The 19267-nt window shown below is 67.1% G+C and carries 18 protein-coding genes; 9 read left to right on the plus strand and 9 right to left on the minus strand.

The window, feature by feature from the left end; all coding sequences use genetic code 11:
• Window positions 1–75 precede the first annotated feature (75 nt).
• A complete protein-coding gene (locus VGV58_RS17795; protein WP_326875363.1) occupies window positions 76–1854 on the minus strand; it encodes an ABC transporter transmembrane domain-containing protein in 1779 nt (592 codons plus the stop codon).
• Window positions 1855–2000: 146 nt separating this feature from the next.
• Between VGV58_RS17795 and rpmE the strand changes: the two genes are divergently transcribed.
• A complete protein-coding gene (gene rpmE / locus VGV58_RS17800) occupies window positions 2001–2234 on the plus strand; it encodes a 50S ribosomal protein L31 (RefSeq protein ID WP_066471911.1) in 234 nt (77 codons plus the stop codon).
• A gap of 220 nt (window positions 2235–2454) precedes the next feature.
• On the opposite strand, the gene rcdA is transcribed toward rpmE, so the two are convergent.
• The 3 genes from rcdA to VGV58_RS17815 form a co-directional block, all read right to left on the minus strand.
• The gene (rcdA, locus tag VGV58_RS17805; RefSeq protein ID WP_326875364.1) at window positions 2455–2982 is read right to left on the minus strand and encodes a protease adaptor protein RcdA; all 528 of its coding nucleotides are present in this window, start codon (window positions 2980–2982) and stop codon (window positions 2455–2457) included.
• 362 nt (window positions 2983–3344) lie between these two features.
• Window positions 3345–3641 (minus strand): hypothetical protein, encoded by a 297-nt coding sequence (locus VGV58_RS17810; protein WP_326875365.1) that lies wholly within the window; start codon window positions 3639–3641, stop codon window positions 3345–3347.
• A gap of 298 nt (window positions 3642–3939) precedes the next feature.
• Complete coding sequence (locus VGV58_RS17815; protein ID WP_326875366.1) at window positions 3940–4137, minus strand: DUF1192 domain-containing protein; 198 nt, start codon at window positions 4135–4137, stop codon at window positions 3940–3942.
• Window positions 4138–4216: 79 nt separating this feature from the next.
• On the opposite strand from VGV58_RS17815, the gene VGV58_RS17820 reads away from it, so the two are divergent.
• The 3 genes from VGV58_RS17820 (at window position 4217) to VGV58_RS17830 (ending at window position 7014) form a co-directional block, all read left to right on the plus strand.
• The gene (locus VGV58_RS17820; RefSeq protein WP_326875367.1) at window positions 4217–5215 is read left to right on the plus strand and encodes an NAD(P)H-quinone oxidoreductase; all 999 of its coding nucleotides are present in this window, start codon (window positions 4217–4219) and stop codon (window positions 5213–5215) included.
• A gap of 139 nt (window positions 5216–5354) precedes the next feature.
• Window positions 5355–6092, plus strand: coding sequence for a DUF1013 domain-containing protein (locus tag VGV58_RS17825; protein ID WP_326875368.1), 738 nt, complete (start codon window positions 5355–5357; stop codon window positions 6090–6092).
• 37 nt (window positions 6093–6129) lie between these two features.
• Window positions 6130–7014: an MBL fold metallo-hydrolase gene (locus VGV58_RS17830; RefSeq protein ID WP_326875369.1), complete on the plus strand. Its 885-nt coding sequence runs from the start codon at window positions 6130–6132 to the stop codon at window positions 7012–7014.
• An 8-nt stretch (window positions 7015–7022) separates the two neighbouring features.
• Here the strand turns inward: VGV58_RS17830 and VGV58_RS17835 are convergent, their stop codons facing one another.
• From VGV58_RS17835 to VGV58_RS17845, 3 genes are all read right to left on the minus strand, one after another.
• Window positions 7023–8717, minus strand: a complete 1695-nt coding sequence (locus tag VGV58_RS17835) for a methyl-accepting chemotaxis protein (RefSeq protein ID WP_326875370.1) — start codon at window positions 8715–8717, stop codon at window positions 7023–7025.
• Window positions 8714–9004, minus strand: a complete 291-nt coding sequence (locus VGV58_RS17840; RefSeq protein WP_326875371.1) for a hypothetical protein — start codon at window positions 9002–9004, stop codon at window positions 8714–8716. The genes VGV58_RS17835 and VGV58_RS17840 overlap by 4 nt, the downstream gene beginning before the upstream one ends.
• A gap of 152 nt (window positions 9005–9156) precedes the next feature.
• Complete coding sequence (locus tag VGV58_RS17845) at window positions 9157–11073, minus strand: propionyl-CoA synthetase (protein ID WP_326875372.1); 1917 nt, start codon at window positions 11071–11073, stop codon at window positions 9157–9159.
• 205 nt (window positions 11074–11278) lie between these two features.
• On the opposite strand from VGV58_RS17845, the gene VGV58_RS17850 reads away from it, so the two are divergent.
• From VGV58_RS17850 to VGV58_RS17865, 4 genes are all read left to right on the plus strand, one after another.
• Complete coding sequence (locus tag VGV58_RS17850) at window positions 11279–12037, plus strand: sulfite exporter TauE/SafE family protein (RefSeq protein ID WP_326875373.1); 759 nt, start codon at window positions 11279–11281, stop codon at window positions 12035–12037.
• 62 nt (window positions 12038–12099) lie between these two features.
• Window positions 12100–13728, plus strand: a complete 1629-nt coding sequence (locus tag VGV58_RS17855; RefSeq protein ID WP_326875374.1) for an acyl-CoA synthetase — start codon at window positions 12100–12102, stop codon at window positions 13726–13728.
• Window positions 13725–14249 carry a hypothetical protein gene (locus tag VGV58_RS17860; protein ID WP_326875375.1) on the plus strand — a complete coding sequence of 175 codons (525 nt, stop codon included), beginning with the start codon at window positions 13725–13727 and terminating at the stop codon, window positions 14247–14249. The genes VGV58_RS17855 and VGV58_RS17860 overlap by 4 nt, the downstream gene beginning before the upstream one ends.
• 145 nt (window positions 14250–14394) lie before the next feature.
• Entirely contained in the window at window positions 14395–15378 is a 984-nt protein-coding gene (locus VGV58_RS17865; RefSeq protein ID WP_326875376.1) for a Dyp-type peroxidase, read from the plus strand.
• 123 nt (window positions 15379–15501) lie between these two features.
• Here the strand turns inward: VGV58_RS17865 and VGV58_RS17870 are convergent, their stop codons facing one another.
• Window positions 15502–17052, minus strand: a complete 1551-nt coding sequence (locus tag VGV58_RS17870) for an MFS transporter (RefSeq protein ID WP_326875377.1) — start codon at window positions 17050–17052, stop codon at window positions 15502–15504.
• 160 nt (window positions 17053–17212) lie between these two features.
• Between VGV58_RS17870 and VGV58_RS17875 the strand changes: the two genes are divergently transcribed.
• Window positions 17213–18136 (plus strand): LysR family transcriptional regulator, encoded by a 924-nt coding sequence (locus VGV58_RS17875; RefSeq protein WP_326875378.1) that lies wholly within the window; start codon window positions 17213–17215, stop codon window positions 18134–18136.
• Window positions 18137–18154: 18 nt separating this feature from the next.
• On the opposite strand, the gene argE is transcribed toward VGV58_RS17875, so the two are convergent.
• A complete protein-coding gene (gene argE / locus VGV58_RS17880; protein ID WP_326875379.1) occupies window positions 18155–19264 on the minus strand; it encodes an acetylornithine deacetylase in 1110 nt (369 codons plus the stop codon).
• Window positions 19265–19267: the final 3 nt, after the last annotated feature.

Raw genomic sequence — 19267 nt, forward strand, 5'->3', positions numbered from 1 at the left:
GCCTGCCTTCGTCTCACCCGGTCGTACTGCCCTCATCCCCCTGCCGGGACCTTCTCCCCCGAGGGGAGAAGGGAGCTACGCCGCCTCCAGCCCAAACTGGAGCGCAGCGAGGCGCGCATAGAGCCCGCCCTCGGCGACGAGGGCGGCATGCGTGCCTTCCTCGACCACGCGTCCATCCTCCATCACCAGGATGCGGTCGGCCGACAGGATGGTCGCAAGGCGGTGCGCGACGACCAGCGTCGTCCGCCCCTGCATCAACCGGTCGAGCGCGTCCTGCACGGCACGCTCGCTTTCCGAATCGAGCGCCGAGGTGGCTTCGTCCAGCAGCAGGATCGGGGCGTCCTTCAGCACGGCGCGGGCGATGGCGAGGCGTTGGCGTTGGCCGCCCGACAAGGTGACGCCGCGCTCGCCGATGATGGTGTCATAGCCCTCAGGCAGGGCCCGGATGAAGCCATCGGCGGCGGCGAGTTGCGCGGCTTCCTCGATCTCAGCCCGGCTCGCGCTCGGGCGGCCATAGGCGATGTTGTCGGCGACGGAGACGCCGAACACGGTCGGCTCCTGCGGCACCAGCGCGAAACGGCTGCGCCAGTCAGTCGGGTCGGCTTCCGGCCCGGCGACGCCATCGACGACGACCCGGCCGGCGAAGGGGTCATAGAAGCGCAGCGCCAGTTGCAGCACCGTGCTCTTGCCGGCGCCTGACGGACCGACCAGCGCAACCCGCTCGCCCGGCTTGATCGCAAGATCGAGATCGGCGAGCGCGAGATTGCTGCGGCCGGGATAGCGGAAGGAAACACCCTCGAAGGCGAGCGCGCCGACCGGCGGTGTCGGCAGCGCCTTGGGATGCGGCGGCGCGGCGATGGCAGGCTTGGTCGCCAGGATCTCGCCGAGCCGTCCGGCCGCACCCGCTGCGGCCGAGATGTCGCCATAGACCTCGGAGAGCTGGCCGAGCGAGCTTGCCGCCAGCACAGCGTAGAGCACGAATTGCGACAGGCGCCCGCCGCTCATCCGCCCGGCGAAGACCTCGGTCGCGCCGACCCAGAGCACCAGCACGACGCTGGCCGAAACCAGGAAGATCGCGATGCCGGACAGCCAGGCGCGCGAACGCGTCGCGTCGCGCGAAGCGTCATAAGCGCCATCCGACGCCCCCTGGAAGCGCTGCGCCGTCGCGCGTTCGGCGCCGAAGGACTGCATGGTCCGAATCGCGCCGATCGCCTCAGAGGCAAAGGCCGAGGCGTCGGCGAGCCGGTCCTGCGCGGCGCGGGCGCGCTTGCGCACGCTGCGGCCGGAGAAGACCAGCGGCAGCACGACGAGCGGAATCGCGCCGATCACGATCGCCGAGAGCTGCGGGCTGGTCGCGACCATCAGCGCCAGCGCACCGAGGAACATGATGCCGTTGCGCAGGGCGATCGAGGCGGTCGAGGCGAAGGTCGACTTGATCTGGGTGGTGTCGGCGGTCAGGCGCGAGACCAGGTCGCCGGCCCGGCTGGCATCGAAGAAGGCCGGCTCGAGCCGGGTCAGGTGCGCGAAGACGTCGGCCCGCAATTGCGAGACGACGCGCTCGCCGACCGTCATCACCAGGTAGAAGCGGAACGAGCTCGCCAGCGCCAGCACGGCGACGACGCCGATCAGGATCGCGAAATAGGAATTCGCCAGCTGCTGCTCGCCGCCGGAGAAGCCGACATCGATGACGCGCCTGACCGCCATGGGCAGCGCCAGGGTCGCGACCGAGGCGACGATCAATGCGACCAGCGCGAAGGCGATCCGCTGCTTCTGCGCCAGCGCATAGGGCCAGAACGAGCGCAACGCGCTGAAATCCGGCCGCGCCTTTTTGTCTTCGTTGTTCTCGTTCGCCACGCTTACCTATCCCGAAAAGCTTGCGCCGTCGCCGCGGCTGCGCTATGGGCAGCCGACTTCACGACAGGCTCATACGAATTGTTCGAAGAGCCGGCGATGTGCGCCGTGTTCCGGCCACCCGCTTTTCGACAATTGAGGATTTCGCCATGAAGACCGGCATTCATCCCGACTACCACACCATCAAGGTCGTCATGACCGATGGCACCGAATACTTCACGCGTTCGACGCTGGGCAAGGAGGGTGACACCCTCAACCTCGACATCGACCCGAAGACCCACCCGGCCTGGACCGGCGGCACCCAGCACATGCTGGACCGCGGCGGCCGCGTCTCGCGCTTCAACTCGCGTTTCGGCGCGCTGGGCGCCCTCGGCAAGAAGTAATTCGGGTTTTTTGGGCCTTCCGGCCCGAAACCCAGACAAAGAAGCCCGGCCTCGCGGCCGGGCTTTTTGCATTCATGGCGACGATAGGCCGCGGTCGGGCTTGCCGTCATTCTCGGGCGTAGCGAAGTGCAGACCCGAGAATCTCGTGACGAGAAGGCGCCTTGAGAGCCTCATCCGGCCGGAGATGCTCGGGTCAAGCCCGAGCATGACGCCACGTCGATCAGCCCAGCAGGCCGAGCCGGGCCTGCAGGCTCTCGATCTGGCCGCGCACCGGATTGACCGGCGCGGGGCGAACGGCGCCGGACATCTGCTGGTCGAGATTGCGGATGCGCTCCTGCAGGCGGATCGAGTGGGCGATCAGGTCGCGCAGGCGCTGCGGCAGGCGCGCCGCCTCGGCACTGCTCGGCTGCAGCATCGGCTCGGCGATGCGCACCTTGTTGTGCTCGTTGCGCGCCTGATCCGCGCTCATCTCGCCCTCGGCGACGGCGCGCTGGACCAGGAGCCAGGAGGCGATCTGCATCAGCCGCGTCGTCAGGCGCATGCTCTCGGTCGCATAGGTCAGCGAGACCTCGCGCGGCAGGGCGGCCGATTCGGCCCGCCCCTCCCCGTCGAGATAGGAAGCGGTGGCCTCGACCAGCCCCATCCCCTCGCGGAACAGCTGCATGAACGCGTCGGACTTGACGAAGCTGCGCGCAAACGGGATCGCGCCATCGTCGGCCTCGGGCCTCAGCATCGTCAAATCGGTCATCCCATGTCTCCAATCGGCACAGTGGCGCGCGATCGAAGGACGCGACGCCGGACTGGCCGGGACATCGCAAGGATAACGCCATCACTCTGTCGGCGCCGTGGTAACGTGTCGTTAAGGTTAACGGTGCGATGGTCCGGCCCGTCGAACGCCCCACCCTGCCCGGCAATCCGGGCAGCAGACAAAAAAGAGCCGCCCCGAAGGCGGCTCGAAGGTCAACAGGGAGGCGTCAAACAGAGTGGGCAGGAGCCACTCGACATCCAGACAAACTGGATGATGCGATTCATACTTTGGAATCGTTAAGCGGCCGTTAACGCCGCCCGAAAACGCGACAAATTCGAACGATCCTGACGCAATCCAAAGCCTCAGCGCGTCACCGTCAGCTTCAGGCCGAAACGCTCGCTGACGAAGCGCTCGCCGAGCGAATAGCGATAGGTGCCTCCCAGGCTGACACTGGGCGCGATCTCGCGCCGGATCTCGATGCTGTGGCCACCGAGCACCGTGACCGGCGCCTGCATGATCACGATGGTCTGTGGCCAACGGAGCTGGAAAGCGGCGAGCGGCTTGCCGCCATCCTCGCGCAGTCCAATCCTGGCAGTGTCCTCGACGGCGAGCGCCGGCATGGCGGCGAGCAAGGCCGTGGCGAGTGCGACGAAGCGCATCGTCTTGTCTCCTGTCGAAAGGCAGGCGCGCGATCGGGGGCGGCGTGCAGCCGTCTCTCCGCTCGTTTCCACCTGTTGTCATTGTCGGAAGCGACCCCGGCCGAGACGTTGCGTCGGCGCGGGCGGGCGGCATTCGGCCGCCTTCTGTTCACGTCCTCAGGATAGGCGCTTCGGCCCGCCCTGCGAAGATGAATATCCGTTCATCCGCTGGCGCATCTTGTCGCGTGGCGGGAAGGACTCACCCGCGAGTGGAAATGCCACTCTGTCCGTTGTCAGTCTTGACCGTCGCGATTTCGCCTCAGGCCTTCTTGAAGAAGGCGTCGGCGGCCGAGCGCGAGGCCGACTTCTTCTCGCGCGCGTCCTTCAGCCGCTCGATCTCCGCTTCCAGAAGCGTGATTCGCTCGTCGAGTTCAGCGACCGCGAGTTGCGACAGGTCCTGCCCAAGCTCATGGGCCCGCTTCGGCGCAGGGCGATCATCATCGAGAAATCCAGCCATCGTAGCCTCGCCTTGCATCCTCGGAGGGCGGGAGCTTAATCGGACACGAACGCCAGCACCACAGGCGAGGAGACTCCGCATGACCGCCCTGCCCGCAATGATGACCGCCATCGGCTTCGATGCCCCCGGCGGTCCGGATGTGCTCAAAGCCCAGCAGCGGCCGGTGCCGCAGCCCGGCCCGGGCCAGCTCCTGGTCCATGTCGCGGTCGCCGGCGTCAACCGGCCCGACGTGCTGCAGCGCATGGGCGGCTATGCCCCGCCACCCGGCGCGTCCGACATTCCCGGGCTGGAGATCGCCGGCCGGATCGTCGCTCTGGGCGAAGGCGTCTCGCGCTACGAGGTCGGCGATCAGGTCTGCGCGCTCGTCGCCGGCGGCGGCTATGCGCAATATGCCGTTGTCCATGAGGACAATGCCCTGCCGATCCCGGCCGGGCTGTCGCTGGAGGAGGCCGGGGCCCTCCCCGAGACCTATTTCACCGTCTGGACCAATGTCTTCCAGCGCGGCGGGCTGAAGAAGGGCGAGAGCTTCATGGTGCATGGCGGCACCTCGGGCATCGGCACCACCGCGATCCAGCTCGCCAAGGCTTTTGGCGCGACCGTGCTGGCGACTGCGGGATCGGACGAAAAATGCGCGGCCTGCCGCGCGCTCGGCGCCGACCACGCTATCAACTACCGCACCGGGGATTTCGTCGCGGCGGCGAAGGCCGCGACCGGTGGGCGCGGCGTCGACCTGATCCTCGACATGGTCGGCGGCGACTACATCAACCGCAATTACGACGCCGCCGCCGAGAGCGGTCGCATCGTCCAGATCGCCTTCCTCAACGGGCCGAAGGCCGAGGTCGATTTCCGCCGCCTGATGATGAAGCGCCTGACCCATACCGGCTCGACCTTGCGCCCGCGCACGATTGCCGAGAAGGCTGCGATCGCGCGCGAGCTCGAGGACAAGGTCTGGCCGCTGCTGACGAGGGGGCGCTGCAAGCCGGTGATCCACGCTCGCTTCCCGCTGGCTGAGGCTGCGCAAGCGCATGCGCTGATGGAGAGCAACGCCCATATCGGCAAGATCGTGCTGACGACCTGATCCATCGGATTGATTGGACAGCCTTCCCGGCTTTGCCTATAAGGCGCCATCCTCCTCATCGTCGATGATTTGGATGACCGGCCGGGGCGGCCGGTCTGCGCCCGAGAGCTATTGCCCGCGACATTCCAGGAGACGGCCCGTGTCACAAACGCCGCTGATGCCGAAAGCCACTGCGGTCTGGCTGGTCGAGAACACCTCGCTGACCTTCGAGCAGATCGCCGAGTTCTGCAAACTGCATCCGCTGGAAGTGCGCGGCATCGCCGACGGCGAGGTCGCGGCCGGCATCAAGGGCCTCGACCCGATCACCTCCGGCCAGCTCACCCGCGAGGAGCTCGAGCGCGCCGCAAAGAACCCGTCGCACCAGCTCAAGCTCGCCGAGCGCAAGGTCAAGGTGCCGGAGATCAAGCGCACCAAGGGCCCGCGCTACACCCCGGTCTCGAAGCGCCAGGATCGCCCGAACGCGATTCTCTGGCTGCTGCGCAACCATCCCGAGCTCAAGGACGCGCAGATCATCCGCCTGATCGGCACGACCAAGACGACGATCGCCCAGATCCGCGACCGCACGCACTGGAACACCCAGCAGCTGCAGCCGATCGACCCGGTCAGCCTCGGCCTGACCTCGCAGATCGACCTCGACTTCGAGGTGGCCCGCGCCGCCAAGGAGCGCCCGGCCATGGTCCTGCAGAACCCCGGCTCGACCCTGCTCCCGGCCGAAGAGACCACCGCGCCCGAGCCGGCGCCGTCCTCGCAGCCCTTCGCCGACATGAGCCGGCCGAAGCGGCAGGACGAAGAGAAGATCGACGTCGATTCGGTCTTCGCCAAGCTGAAGCAGCTCAAGCGTCCGGCCGACGACGAGGACGACGACGGCGGCTACTGAGTTCGGCTGACCAGACCACGATTGGAGGCGAGCGACGATGACAACGGACCTCGCCTTCAGCTTCCTCGGCAGCGGCGCGCCGCCCGTCAGCCTGCGCCGTGCCGGCCCTGCCCATCTCGTCGAGGCGGGCGGCAGCAAGGTCCTGATCGATTGCGGTTCCGGCGTCAGCCAGCGCCTCATCGCCGCCGGCCATGCCGGAGCGCAGATCGACGCGCTCATCGTCACCCACGAGCATTCCGACCATCTGGTCGATTTCTATCAGCTGATCGTCTCGTCCTGGCATCAGGGCCGCAACCGGCCCTGGCGCGTGCTCGCGCCTGCTCCGGCACTCGCCAATATGCGTGGCCAATACGAGGCTTTCGCCCGCGAGCGTGCCTTGCGCATAGCCTTCGAGAAGCGCCCCGATGCGACCGGCCTGGAGGTCGTGTTTGAGGAATTGCGCGAAGGGCCTGTCGCCGGCATGGAAGGCCTCGGAATCGAAGCCTTCCTCGTCGATCACAAGCCGGTCGAGCCTGCGTTCGGGCTGTCCTTGTCGGCCAATGGCAGCCGCGTCGTCTTTTCCGGCGACACCCGCCTGACGCCTTCGCTCGAGCGGGCCGCGCAAGGTTGCGACCTTCTGGTCTGCGAAGTCTTCATCGACAGCCAGATGCCGGTGACCGCCGGCGTGCGTTCGGCCGAAACGGTGGCCTCGGTCCAGAGCTATCACATGACCCCGGCAGTGGTCGCCGGCCTCGCCAAGCGCGCCGACGTCAAGGCGCTGGCGCTGACCCATCTCGTCCCACCGGGAGCCGACACTGTGGCGCTCTTCGCCGAGGTCCGGGCCGGCGGCTATACTGGGCCGCTGATCGTCGGCGAAGACCTGATGCGGCTGGAATTGCCGGCGCGGCTATTGCGCTGGAACGGCGCCGCACTGGGATTCTGAGACCTTGCTCAGGCCGCTCGGCGTCGGACAGCTCCGGCCTGTCCGCGCTCGAACCGGAAGCCGCCCGCCAGTCTCGTAACCGCTTCAGCCGCCTCCGCCATGCCGCGCCCTGCCGCAGCGGTGCGCTCCGCCGCCTGCGCATTATCCTGCGTGGCCGTGTCGATCTCGGCCAGCGCCCGCTCGATCGCACCGACACCCTGCGATTGCTCCGCCGTCGCCCGGCTGATCTCGCCGAAAGCCTGCGCGACCTCTTCGACCTCGCCGGAGATCGCATTGAGGCTGGCACCGGCCTCGCGCACCAGCTTCACCCCCTCGTCGACATGGACCTTGGTCTCACTGATCAACGCCCGGACGTCGCGTGCCGCATCGGCAGATTGCTGGGCGAGCCGGCGGACCTCGGTCGCGACCACGGCGAAGCCGCGCCCGCCTTCGCCGGCCCGCGCCGCCTCGACCGAGGCGTTCAGCGCCAGGAGATTGGTCTGGAAGGCGAGCCCGTCCATGACCTCGACGATATCGACGATCCGGCGCGCCTGCTGGTCGATCTTGTCGATCGCATCGACTGCACGGCCCGCCACCACGACGCCCGATCCGGCATCATCGGCAGTAGAACGCGCCTTGCGCGCCGCGGCCTGGACGATGTCGGAGGTCTGCCGGACGGTGGCCGCGATCTCCTCGATCACGCTGGAGGTGTCCTGGACCGCATTGGCCTGGCTCTGTCCGCGTTGCGACAAATCGAGCGTCGCCGAGAGGATGTCGTCGGCGGCGCTGCGCGTCTGCGCAGCGTTATCAGCCACAGCCGCCAACGCTCCGGCGAGCGCCTCGGCCGAGCGGTTGAAATTGCCGGCGACGGCGGCGAGCCGTCCCTCGAAGCCGGTCGACATGCGCGTGCTGAGGTCGCCGTCGGCCAGCGCCGAGAGCGCATGATCAGCCTCGTCCAGGAAGGATTCGCAAGCCTGCGTCAGCTCGTCGATGCCGCTTACCAGCGCGCTGAACCGGCCGAGATCGTCCCTGCGGACGGTCCTGGCCGAGAAATCGCCGCGCTTGGCCGCATCGACGACGCCGGCGACGGCCTCGAGCAGATGCGCTTCGACCGCGGCGCGCTCGGTCTCGCTCGCTTCGCTGTCATGCCGGAGCGTTTCGGCACGCTCCTGATTCGCCAGGGCCGTCGAGGCTGCCTCGTCCGCCTGGCTGAGAGCCGCCGCCAGCCGTTGCGCGATCCAGATCAGCGCACCCGCCTCGGCCAGCAGGATGACGGCGTGGACGACGACGCGGGCGAATTCGCTGCCATCGGGGAACACAGCCGCGGGATAGACGAAGTTGAGCACGAGGTGGTGCACCGCCACGACCACCGTCGCGGCGAGGATCGAGCGCCAGCAGCACCAGGCCGTCATCACCGCAAGCGCGGCGAAGAAGGCCATGTGCATGTCGATCTGGTAGCGCGTGCCCTCGGCGGCAAAGACCAGTAGCGCAACCTGCCCATTGACCGCGATGGTCGAGATCAGGCGCGTAGACAGGCCTGTTCCGTCCGAGCGCCAGGCCAGGGTCGTCGCCACGGCGAGCAGCATCGAGACCAGCCCGATGGCGACGAGCGCCGGGTGACCGGCGAACCAGGCCACGGCGCAGGTCACCAGCACCAGCAGCCATTGCCCCGTCATCAGCGGCCTGGCGAAGGCGTGGCGGAACGTCTCGAGGCTCTGGCTCATGGGGACCGTCTCGCTGGGATGAGGGAATCGCGCGCCTGGCCGGAGCAGCCGCCGCCCAGTCCTGCCAGGACGAGCGCGGCGCCGGATTGATAGAGGCGCGCTGAGAAACCGGGAATATCCGAACGGGCCAGCAGGCCGAAGCGGCCGATCGGCGCGAGAATGACGCCGTCCGCCCGGCTCACCGCTTCGGCGGCCATAGCGGAACTCGTGGCGAGCACGACGACGACAGCCCCGTCGCGCGGAGCAAGGACGACGCCGACCGGCGCGAGCAACGCACCGATCGCCAAGGCCAGTAATCCGACGCGTGGGCGAGGCGTCATCATTTCAGATCCGGCGGGATAACAGCCTGCGATCTTGGGCGATTTTGCTTAAAGCAACGTAAAGTTGCACGTCCGCCGCATAGTAAAACTGTGCTTTCCCTGCATAATCGGGAGAGCCTTCAACCCAATCCCCTCCCCTTCAGCGCCGTCCCGATCTCGCCGAGCACGGCCGGATCCTCGATCGTCGCTGGCACAGCGTAGTCCTCGCCATCGGCGATCTTCTTCATCGTCGCGCGCAGGATCTTGCCGGAGCGGGTCTTCGGCAGCCGCGCCACGGTGATCGCCAGCTTGAAGGCGGCGACGGGGCCGATCTTGTCGCGTACCAGCCCGACCAGCTCCTTCTCGACCTCGGCCGGCGACTGCGTCACCCCGGCCTTCATCACGACGAAGCCGCAGGGCTGCTCGCCCTTGAGCGCGTCCCTGATGCCGACGACGGCGCATTCCGCCACCGCCGGATGCGAGGCCAGCACCTCCTCCATGCCGCCGGTCGAGAGCCGATGGCCGGCGACGTTGATGATGTCGTCGGTGCGGCCCATGATGAAGACATAGCCGTCCGCATCGATGAAGCCGGCGTCTGAAGTGTTGTAGAAGCCGGGATAGGTCTCGAGATAGGCGCTGCGGAAGCGGGCATCGTCATGCCATAGCGTCGGCAGCGCGCCGGGCGGCAGTGGCAGCTTCGCCACGATCGCGCCCATCGTGCCGGCCGGCACCGGCCTGCCGCCCTCGTCGAGACACTGGATGTCGTAGCCCGGCAGCGGCACACTCGGCGAGCCGTGCTTGATCGGCAGCAGCCCTAGCCCTACCGGATTGCCGACCATGCAGGCGCCGGTCTCGGTCTGCCACCAATGGTCGACCACCGGCACCTTCAAGACGTCCTCGGCCCATTTCAGCGTGTCGGGGTCGGCCCGCTCGCCGGCGAGGAAGAGCGTGCGGAACTGCGAGAGGTCGTAGTCCTTGAGATAGGTCGCCTGCGGGTCCTCCTTGCGGATCGCCCGGAAGGCGGTCGGGGCGGTGAACATCGCCACGGCCTTGTACTCCGAGATCACCCGCCAGAAGGCGCCGGGATCGGGCGTGCCGACCGGCTTGCCCTCGTAGAGGACCGAGGTCGCGCCCTGGATCAGCGGGCCGTAGACGATATAGCTGTGACCGACGACCCAGCCGACATCGGAGGCGGTGAACATCACCTCGCCGGGCCTGACGTCGTAGAGCTGCGTCATGGTCGCGAGCAGCATGACCATGTGCCCGCCATTGTCGCGCACGACGCCCTTGGGCCTGCCCGTGGTGCCGGAGGTGTAGAGCACATAGAGCGGGTCGGTCGCGGTGACCTCGACGCACTCTGCCTTCCGCCCATTCGCGCGCGCAGCGGCGACGAGCGTGCGCCAGTTCTTGTCGCGGCTGACATGCATGGAGGCGTCGACCTGCGGCCGCTGCAGCACGATGCAAGCGTCGGGCTTATGCGTGGCGAGATCGATCGCCGCATCGAGCAGCGGCTTGTACTCGACCACGCGCGTCGGCTCGATGCCGCAGGTCGCGGTCATAATCAGCTTGGGCGTGGCGTCGTCGATGCGGGTCGCCAGTTCCTTCGCCGCGAAGCCGCCGAACACCACCGAATGCACCGCGCCGATGCGGGCGCAGGCCAGCATGGCGAAGGCCGCCTCCGGGATCATCGGCATGTAGAGGATGACGCGGTCGCCCTTGCCGACGCCCTGGTCCTGCAGCACCGCCGCCAGCGTCGAAACCTCGTCGAGCATCTGCGCATAGGTGTAGCTCGCCTTGGTACCGGTGACCGGGCTGTCATAAATCAGCGCGGTCTGCTCGGCGCGGCCATCGCGGACATGCCGATCCAGCGCATTGAAGCAGGTGTTGCAGCTCGCGTCGGGGAACCAGCGGCCATAGATGCCGGCGCTCGCGTCGAAGATCTGCTGCGGCGGCTTGATCCACTCGATACCCCCGGCGATCTCGGCCCAGTAAGCTTCAGGGTCCCGCTGCCAGGCGGCATAGATCTCAGCATAGCGGCTTGCATGGCTGGCAGTCATGAAAAGCGTTCCTCTTCGCCTGGCATTGGGCCTAGAGCTGAACTCCGGGCTGGCCGTCTGCGGGCCGGATTTGGCGCGGGATCGTGCCCATGTCCGCCGCTTGCGTGCAAGCACCGCGATCTCAGACTTTCAGCGCAACCGGATGGGCTGCGCTGCACATCCCGCGCGTTCCTGCCTTTGCCCAGGCCATGGCCTTTCGACCTGCATGACCTTCGACCTCACCTTCTTCGCCGTCATGGTCCCGGCCGTCGTCCTGATGGGGCTGTCCAAGGGCGGCTTCTCGGGCTTGAGCCTGCTCTCGCTGCCACTGATGGCGCTGATCGTCTCGCCGGTGCAGGCGGCGGCGATCATGCTGCCGATCCTGATCATCCAGGATGTCGTCTCGGTATGGTCCTATCGCCATGATTTCGACCGCCGGAACCTCGCGACGCTCATCCCCGGCATGCTGCTCGGCGTCCTCGCCGGTTATCTGCTGGCGGCGAAGGTCTCGGACGCCATGGTCGGCCTCGCCGTCGGGGTGATCTCGATCGGCTTTGCCCTGCGCCGCCTCCTCGCCGGCAAGGCGACGGCCCAGCCAAAGACCACCGCCAACTACGCGGCGGGCACCGTCTGGGGCGCGATCTGCGGCTTCACCAGCATGATCGCCCATGCCGGTGGCCCGCCCTTCCAGATCTACACCATGCCGCAGCGCCTGCCGCCGGCGGTCTTCGTCGGCACCGGCGCGCTGTTCTTTGCGCTGATGAACTGGATCAAGGTGCTGCCCTATTTCATCCTCGGCCAGTTCAGCTCGCAGAACCTGCTGGCTTCGGCCGCACTTGCGCCGGTCGCGATCCTCTCGACCATCGCGGGGGTCTGGCTGGTTCGGCGCGTCCCGGCCGAGCGCTTCTACACCATCATCTACTGGCTGCTGATCGCGGTCGGCGTGAAACTGATCTTCGACGGCCTGCGTCCGCTCTTCGGCTGATTGCGGGAGGCGAAGCGCGCTTCTAGGCTTGTCGACGACAACCGCCGGGAACGCCCAGAGCCATGCCGATCTCTCCCTACGACACCGATCTCGATCGCAACCCGGCGAACTTCCAGCCGCTCTCGCCACTGCCCTTCCTCGAGCGCGCCGCCAGCGTCTTCCCGGACCACATCGCCGTCATCCACGGGCCGCTGAAGCGGACCTATACCGAGCTCTACGCCCGCACCCGCCGGCTCGCCTCGGCGCTGAAGCAGCACGGCATCGGCAAGAACGATACGGTCGCGGCGATGCTGCCCAACACCCCGGCCATGCTCGAATGCCATTACGGCGTGCCGATGTGCGGCGCCGTCCTCAACACGCTCAACACCCGCCTCGACGCCGCGATCATCGCCTTCTCGCTCGACCATGGCGAGGCCAAGGTGCTGATCGCCGACCGCGAATTCTCCAGGACGATCAAGGAGGCGCTGGCGCTCTGCAAGGTGAAGCCGCTGGTCATCGACTATGACGACCCGGTCTATGACGGGCCGGGCGAGCGCCTCGGCAGCGTCGAATACGAGGACTTCCTCAAGCAGGGCGATCCCGGTTTCGACTGGCTGATGCCATCAGACGAGTGGGACGCGATCGCGCTGAACTACACTTCCGGCACGACAGGTGATCCCAAGGGCGTGGTCTACCACCATCGCGGCGCCAATCTCCTGGCGACCTCGAACGTGCTCACCGGCGGCATGGGCAGGCACCCGGTCTATCTCTGGACCCTGCCGATGTTCCACTGCAATGGCTGGTGCTTCCCCTGGACGATCTCGCTGCTCGCCGGCACCCATGTCTGCCTGCGCCAGGTCCGGGCCAAGGCGATGTACGATGCGCTCGCCGACCATGGCGTCACCCATATGTGCGGCGCGCCGATCGTGATGTCGGCGCTGCTCAACGCGCCCGATGCCGAACGTCGCAGCTTCCCCCAGAAGGTGAATTTCTTCACCGCCGCCGCCCCGCCGCCGGAAGCCGTGCTCGCCGGCATGGCGCAGGCCGGCTTCAACGTCGTCCATCTCTACGGTCTCACCGAGGTCTATGGCCCCGCCGTGGTCAACGAATGGAACGGCGCCTGGGACGCCCTGCCCGGCGGCGAGCAGGCGGCGCTGAAGGCGCGCCAGGGCGTGCGCTATCCGGCGCTGGAAGGTCTCGACGTGCTCGATCCCGAAACGATGGAGCGCGTCCCGCGCGACGGCACGAGCCTCGGCGAGGTGATGTTCCGCGGCAATGTCGTGATGAAGGGCTATCTCAAGAACCCGAAATCGACGGCAGCGGCCTTCGCGGGCGGCTGGTTCCATTCCGGCGATCTCGGCGTGATGCACCCCGACGGCTACATCCAGCTCAAGGACCGCTCCAAGGACATCATCATCTCCGGCGGCGAGAACATCTCGTCGATCGAGGTCGAGGATGCGCTCTACAAGCACCCGGCGGTGCAGGCCGCCGCCGTCGTCGCCCGCCCCGACGAGAAATGGGGCGAGACGCCCTGCGCCTTCGTCGAGCTGAAGCCGGGGCAAACAGCTACGCAGGACGAGATCATCGCCTGGTGCAAGACGCTGCTCGCCTCGTTCAAATGCCCGCGGACTGTGGTCTTCACCGAGGTGCCGAAGACCTCGACCGGCAAGATCCAGAAGTTCAAGTTGCGCGAGATGGCGCGGGCGCTGTGATGGCGCGCTCGACAGCGGCGCCGGTCATTGCGCTCATGGCCATGCTGGCAGCGCCGGTTCGGGCCCAGGAGACATCCGTTGCGCTCCTCGGAAACTGGCAAGGCACCTATATCTGCGCCCAAGGCAAGACCGGGCTGACGCTGACGATCGACCGGCAGGACGGCAGCACGTTTTCCGGCGTCTTCCAGTTCTACCCGCTGCGCGAGAACATCACCGTGCCCGAAGGATGCTTCACGGTGTCGGGCCGCATCAGAAGCGGCGGAACGCTCGACGTCGCCGGCTCCAAATGGATCAAGCGGCCGGCCGGCTACATCATCGTCGATCTCCACGGCCGGGTCGGGCAAGGCGGCACCAACATGGCGGGAACCGTGGCGACACCGGGCTATGGCAGGCTGTGCTCCCGATTCGAATTGACGCTGACCACCGCAGAGCCTGCACCGGATGGAGCCTGCCGCGTGGAGGCCCCGGCGGTCAGCTCAATCCCTCGAAGCGGCGAAATCTCCCTCGCCACCGCTCCCTGAAACGAGACCCCACCGGCACCAGGCCCGGCATGGCGTTGTCATCGTGTCGGTGCCCTCTGCTGCCATGGCAGTGCGCATGTCGGCGATGGCGCGATCACAGCGGCGTTGTCTATAACCTGTCCAGAAACAGGCTGGAGCGCTCGGGATGACGGAGAAGAGCTGGGACAGGGTGCCGATCGAGGCACAGAGCATCGACGCCCCCCTGTCGCGCGCCGCGATCTTTCTCGTGGTCACCGTCGGAAGCGAGCAAGCCGCGCTGACGAAGGCCTGCGCGGCGCTCGACGGGCTCGACGATCTCGTCAAGACCGTCGGGTTTCGCGATCTCTCCGCCCGGCTCTCCTGCATTGTCGGCGTCGGCCGCGACCTCTGGGACCGTCTCGGCCTCGACAGGCGGCCGCGGGAGCTGAAGCCCTTCGCGCCGATCAAGGGGGCGGTCCACGACGCTCCCTCGACGCCGGGCGACCTGCTTTTCCATATCCGCTCGGAACGCCCGGATCTTTGCTTCGAATTCGAGCGCCTCCTGCTCGACAGCCTCGGCGACAGCGTCGCGGTCGTCGACGAGGTCTCGGGTTTTCGCTATTTCGACGCGCGCGACCTCCTGGGCTTCGTCGACGGCACCGCCAACCCGACCGGCCTCGACCTGCCGGCATCGTCGCTCGTCGGCGACGAAGATGCCGCCTTCGCCGGCGGCAGCTACATCGTCATCCAGAAATATCTGCACGATCTCAAGGCCTGGGCAGAGGTTCCGACGCCGCTTCAGGAAGCGATCATCGGGCGCACCAAGATCGACAATGTCGAGATCGACGACGACGACGCGCCGCGCAAATCGCACAAGTCGCTGGCCACGATCGTCGATGCCGATGGCAACGAGCACGACATCCTGCGCGACAACATGCCGTTCGGCCGGCCCGGACAGCGCGAGTTCGGCACCTATTTCATCGGCTACTCGCGCTATCTCTGGGTGATCGAGACGATGCTGCAGCGCATGTATGTCGGCGCCCCGCCCGGCGCCTACGACCGACTGCTGGATTTCTCGACGCCGCACACCGGAACAACCTTCTTCGCTCCGGCGCGCCCGACGCTGGAAGCGCTGGTGCAGGCCGCGCAGGAGAAGCTTGACGCGTCCTGACCGGTCGAGGCCGGCAAGCTTCGGAGCTGAAGGAGATGACGTCGTTGTCGTGACGGCATGCTTGGTGCTGCCCGCTTCATGCGCTGCGGAGAGCACCGGCAAATGCGCACCACCGGGGGCCACTCAGGCACGCGAGGCCGCGCCGTCCTCGACACGGTCGACCACCTCCGAAACCGGCTCGCGCTTCCATCCGAGAAAGACGAAGACGACGAAGGCAGTGACAACCGTGACGGCACAGAGGATCAGGAGCAGCACTGCGAAGGCGTCGCCATAGCCGGTGATCAGCTCAGCACGATTGGCTACCGGCATCGCCTCTGCCGCGCCGGCGAGGTTCCCTGTAACCAGTCTCTGGGCAGCAGGCCCCGCCTGGCCCACCACCCCACCGTCGGCCGCAAGATGCCGTGCCGTCAGCGCCGACAGGACGGCGCCCACTATCGCCAGCGCGATTCCTTCTCCGGCGACGCGCGTGGTGCTGAAGATGCCCGTGGCCATGCCGGCCCGCTCCTTCGGCACGACGCTCACGGCAAGGCCGTCCATCAGCCCCCAGGGCAAGCTGATGCCTATGCCGATCAGCATCATCGGCATGATGACGGCCGTGACGTCGCCGCCAACCGGAATTCGGCTCAGCCAGAACAGGCCGAGCGCACAGACCAGCAGGCCGAGACCGCAGATCGTGGCAGGCGTGAGCCAACGGGTCAGCAGCCCGGCCATGAGCGGCAGAACCAGCAGCGGCGCCGATAGCGCGATCATCAATCGGCCCGCTGCGATCTCGCTCAGGCCCTCGATGCCGATGAACCGGATCGGCAGCAGGATCAGCAGGACGACGAAAGCATAGGCCGGCGCCGCCGCCAGCAACTGCACGCCGACGAAGCGCGGATAGCGGAACAGCGTGAGATCCAGCATCGGCCGGGCGACGCGCCGCTCGATCATCCCGAAGGCGACGAACATGGCGACGGCGCCGGCGAGCAACCCAAGCACTTCCGGATCGGTCCAGCCAAGCTCCGGCACCAGCAGCACGCCATAGGTGAGCAACGCCAGGGCGGCCGTGAAGCTGAGTGCACCCGGCCAATCGAGGCCGCGGGCTTGCGGATCGCGGGATTCGGACAGCCTCCGTGCACCGAGCAGCAGGGAGAGCAAGGCCAGCGCGACGACGAGGCCGAATATGCTGCGCCAGCCGAACGCATCGATCATCATGCCCGATCCGATCGGGCCGAAGGCGAGGCCGAGGCCGAAGCTCGTGCCGACGATGCTGAAGGCGCGTACGCGCGCCGCGCCGTCGAATTCTTGGGCAAGCGCGGCCATGCCTCCGGAAAAGGCCGCCGCAGCTGCCGCGCCCTGCACTGCCCGGCCGAAGTCGAACCAGACGATGTCAGGGGCCGCCGCAAGCGCAGCCGAAACTGCGGCAAAGGCTCCAACACCGATCAGGAAGACGCGCTTGCGGCCATAGGCGTCCGCCAGCGCACCGGCCGCCATCAGACTGGATCCGAAGGTCAGCATGAAGGCGTTGGTGACCCAGTTGAGGGCAATCGGGCTGCCACCCAGCGTCTTGCCAATGGCCGGGAGTGCGACCGCTGTCCCGGTGAAGGTCAGCGGCATCGCAGCCGCCGCGAGGCAGACAGACAAAAGCACGAGCGCCCGCTCGGCCGCACGCGACCGCGAGATCTGATCCGTCATGATGAGCTGGTTCCGTTCGCTGTCTCGGGACGCGATGCACGGTGGCTCCGTCATCTCCCGACTGAAAGCATGCTATGTCGGACGCAATCACTCAAAAAGATGAGCGTAATTCCAGTCATACTGGAATAAAACGCTCGAATGTATATGCGAGAAGCCAAGCATGGACAAGCTGAACGGACTGATGCCCTTCGTACGCACCGCCGATCTCGGCAGCTTCGCCGCAGCGGGACGTGTTCTGGGAATCTCCGCCTCGGCGATCGGCAAGGCTGTGTCCCGGCTTGAGGGAGAGCTGGGGGTCCGGCTCTTCCAGCGCTCGACCCGCAATCTGCGCCTGACCGAAGAAGGCCGTGCCTTCCATGAGCGCTGCCGGCGCATTCTCGACGATCTCGACGATGCCCGCTCGATGGTCGCGCAAGCGGCGGAAACCCCGCGCGGCTCGCTGCGCATCAGCGCGCCGATCGTCAGCTACCATCTGCTGCTGCCGGTGCTGCCCGAATTCATGGCGCAGTATCCCGATATCGAGGTCGATATTGATTTCAGCGACCGTATCGTCGACCTGATCGAGGAAGGGATCGATGTCGCGGTCCGCAGCGGCGAGCTGCCGGATTCCCGCCTGATGACGCGTCCCCTCCGCCCGTTCCAGATGCTGCTCTGCGCCGCCCCTTCCTATCTGGAGCGTCACGGTGTTCCTGCCTCGCCGAGCGATCTCGACCGGCATCACGGCATCCGCTTCCGCTTTCCCAACAGCGGCAAGATTCAGCCCTGGCCGCTGCGCCTGCCTCCCGGCCAGCAGGTTCCGAGGCCGCGAACCGCGCTGGTCTGCAACAACATGGAGGCAGTCCGAGGGGCCACGGTCGCAGGACTCGGCATTGCCAGCATGCCAGACTTCCTGGTGCGCGGCCCCCTGGCTAGCGGCGAGCTCCAGACGCTCCTGGACAGCGAAGTCGAGGGTCCAGGCCAGTTCAGCCTGATCTGGCCATCCAACCGCAATCTGTCCCCGAAAGTGAGGGTGTTCGTCGATTTCGTCGGACGGCAGCTGTTCTCGACGCGCTGCGACCTCATGGCCGGCATCAAGGCAGGCTGAGCGTCGCTTGCCATAGCCTCAGGTACTGCTGGGATCGACAGCCGCCCAGTCTCCAACACGTGCCAGGAATCGATCCGCCGCCGCGAGTTCGATGACGGCGATCCACTCGTTCGGTTGATGCGCCTGTGCGATCGAGCCGGGCCCGCAGACCAGGGCCGGTATTCCAGCCTGTTGGAAGAAGCCAGCCTCGGTCCCGAACGGCATGGCAAGCGGTGGCCACAGGCCGCCGAGCCCGCGCGCCGCCGCCACAACCGGGCTGTCCGCGGCGCAATCGAGCGGCAGGACACGCGCCAGCGGCAGCGTCTCGACGCTCACCCCGTCAGGCAACCCAGCGACGAAGCCCTCCACCTCGGCAAGCACGAAACCAACGGCAGTATCGTCAGGCGGCCGGAACTCCCAGACGACCTCGCAGCGTTCGGGAACGATGTTGATGGCGCTGCCGCCCGCGATCTTGCCGATGTTGACGGTGGTCGCACCCCGGCCATCCTGCCTTCCGAAGCCGGCGAGCGCTGCAACGAAGGCAGCCGCCGGCTCGATCGCGCTGGCGCCGAGGCGCGGGTCGCTCGAATGGGCGGCTCGGCCATGGAAAACGCTGCGATAGCCGTAGAAGCCGCGATGGTTGAGCCCGATGCGCATCTGCGTCGGCTCGCCGATGATGGCGAGTGCCGGAGGTGGGCAATGGGCCAACATGTCGGCGATCAGCAGGGGAACACCGAGGCAGCCAACCTCCTCGTCATAGGACAGAGCCAGATGGATCGGCCGCCGCAGCTCTCGGGCCCGCCAGCCCGGGACGGCTGCGAGGCAGGCCGCGACGAAGCCCTTCATGTCGACGGCGCCGCGGCCATGCAGGCGCCCATCCCGGCTCGCGAGCGCGAACGGATCGCTCGCCCAGTCCTGATCATCGACCGGGACGACATCGGTATGGCCGGAGAGGACGATGCCACCCGGCTCATCCGGCCCGATCGTCGCCAGGATATTGGCCTTTTCGCCAGAGGCGTCGCTGGTCAGGCGGACGCGTGCACCCGCGCCGTCGAGATAGTCGGCAATCCAGTTGACCAGATCGAGATTGGAGCGCCGCGAGGTGGTGTCGAAGGCCACGAGCCTACGCAGGATCTCGACCGTATCCATGGC

Origin of the sequence: Allobosea sp., from assembly GCF_035944895.1 — a bacterium.
Taxonomy (GTDB): Bacteria; Pseudomonadota; Alphaproteobacteria; order Rhizobiales; family Beijerinckiaceae; genus Allobosea.

Bases quoted from the DNA above. Each gene is read 5' to 3' on its own strand.
- VGV58_RS17865 (WP_326875376.1), top strand. From the start codon at position 14,395: ATGACGGAGAAGAGCTGGGACAGGGTGCCGATCGAGGCACAGAGCATC.
- VGV58_RS17855 (WP_326875374.1), top strand. From the start codon at position 12,100: ATGCCGATCTCTCCCTACGACACCGATCTCGATCGCAACCCGGCGAAC.
- VGV58_RS17875 (WP_326875378.1), top strand. From the start codon at position 17,213: ATGGACAAGCTGAACGGACTGATGCCCTTCGTACGCACCGCCGATCTC.
- argE (WP_326875379.1), bottom strand. From the start codon at position 19,264: ATGGATACGGTCGAGATCCTGCGTAGGCTCGTGGCCTTCGACACCACC.
- VGV58_RS17870 (WP_326875377.1), bottom strand. From the start codon at position 17,052: ATGACGGATCAGATCTCGCGGTCGCGTGCGGCCGAGCGGGCGCTCGTG.
- VGV58_RS17845 (WP_326875372.1), bottom strand. From the start codon at position 11,073: ATGACTGCCAGCCATGCAAGCCGCTATGCTGAGATCTATGCCGCCTGG.
- VGV58_RS17815 (WP_326875366.1), bottom strand. From the start codon at position 4,137: ATGGCTGGATTTCTCGATGATGATCGCCCTGCGCCGAAGCGGGCCCAT.
- rpmE (WP_066471911.1), top strand. From the start codon at position 2,001: ATGAAGACCGGCATTCATCCCGACTACCACACCATCAAGGTCGTCATG.
- VGV58_RS17820 (WP_326875367.1), top strand. From the start codon at position 4,217: ATGACCGCCCTGCCCGCAATGATGACCGCCATCGGCTTCGATGCCCCC.
- VGV58_RS17830 (WP_326875369.1), top strand. From the start codon at position 6,130: ATGACAACGGACCTCGCCTTCAGCTTCCTCGGCAGCGGCGCGCCGCCC.
- VGV58_RS17835 (WP_326875370.1), bottom strand. From the start codon at position 8,717: ATGAGCCAGAGCCTCGAGACGTTCCGCCACGCCTTCGCCAGGCCGCTG.
- rcdA (WP_326875364.1), bottom strand. From the start codon at position 2,982: ATGACCGATTTGACGATGCTGAGGCCCGAGGCCGACGATGGCGCGATC.
- VGV58_RS17810 (WP_326875365.1), bottom strand. From the start codon at position 3,641: ATGCGCTTCGTCGCACTCGCCACGGCCTTGCTCGCCGCCATGCCGGCG.
- VGV58_RS17850 (WP_326875373.1), top strand. From the start codon at position 11,279: ATGACCTTCGACCTCACCTTCTTCGCCGTCATGGTCCCGGCCGTCGTC.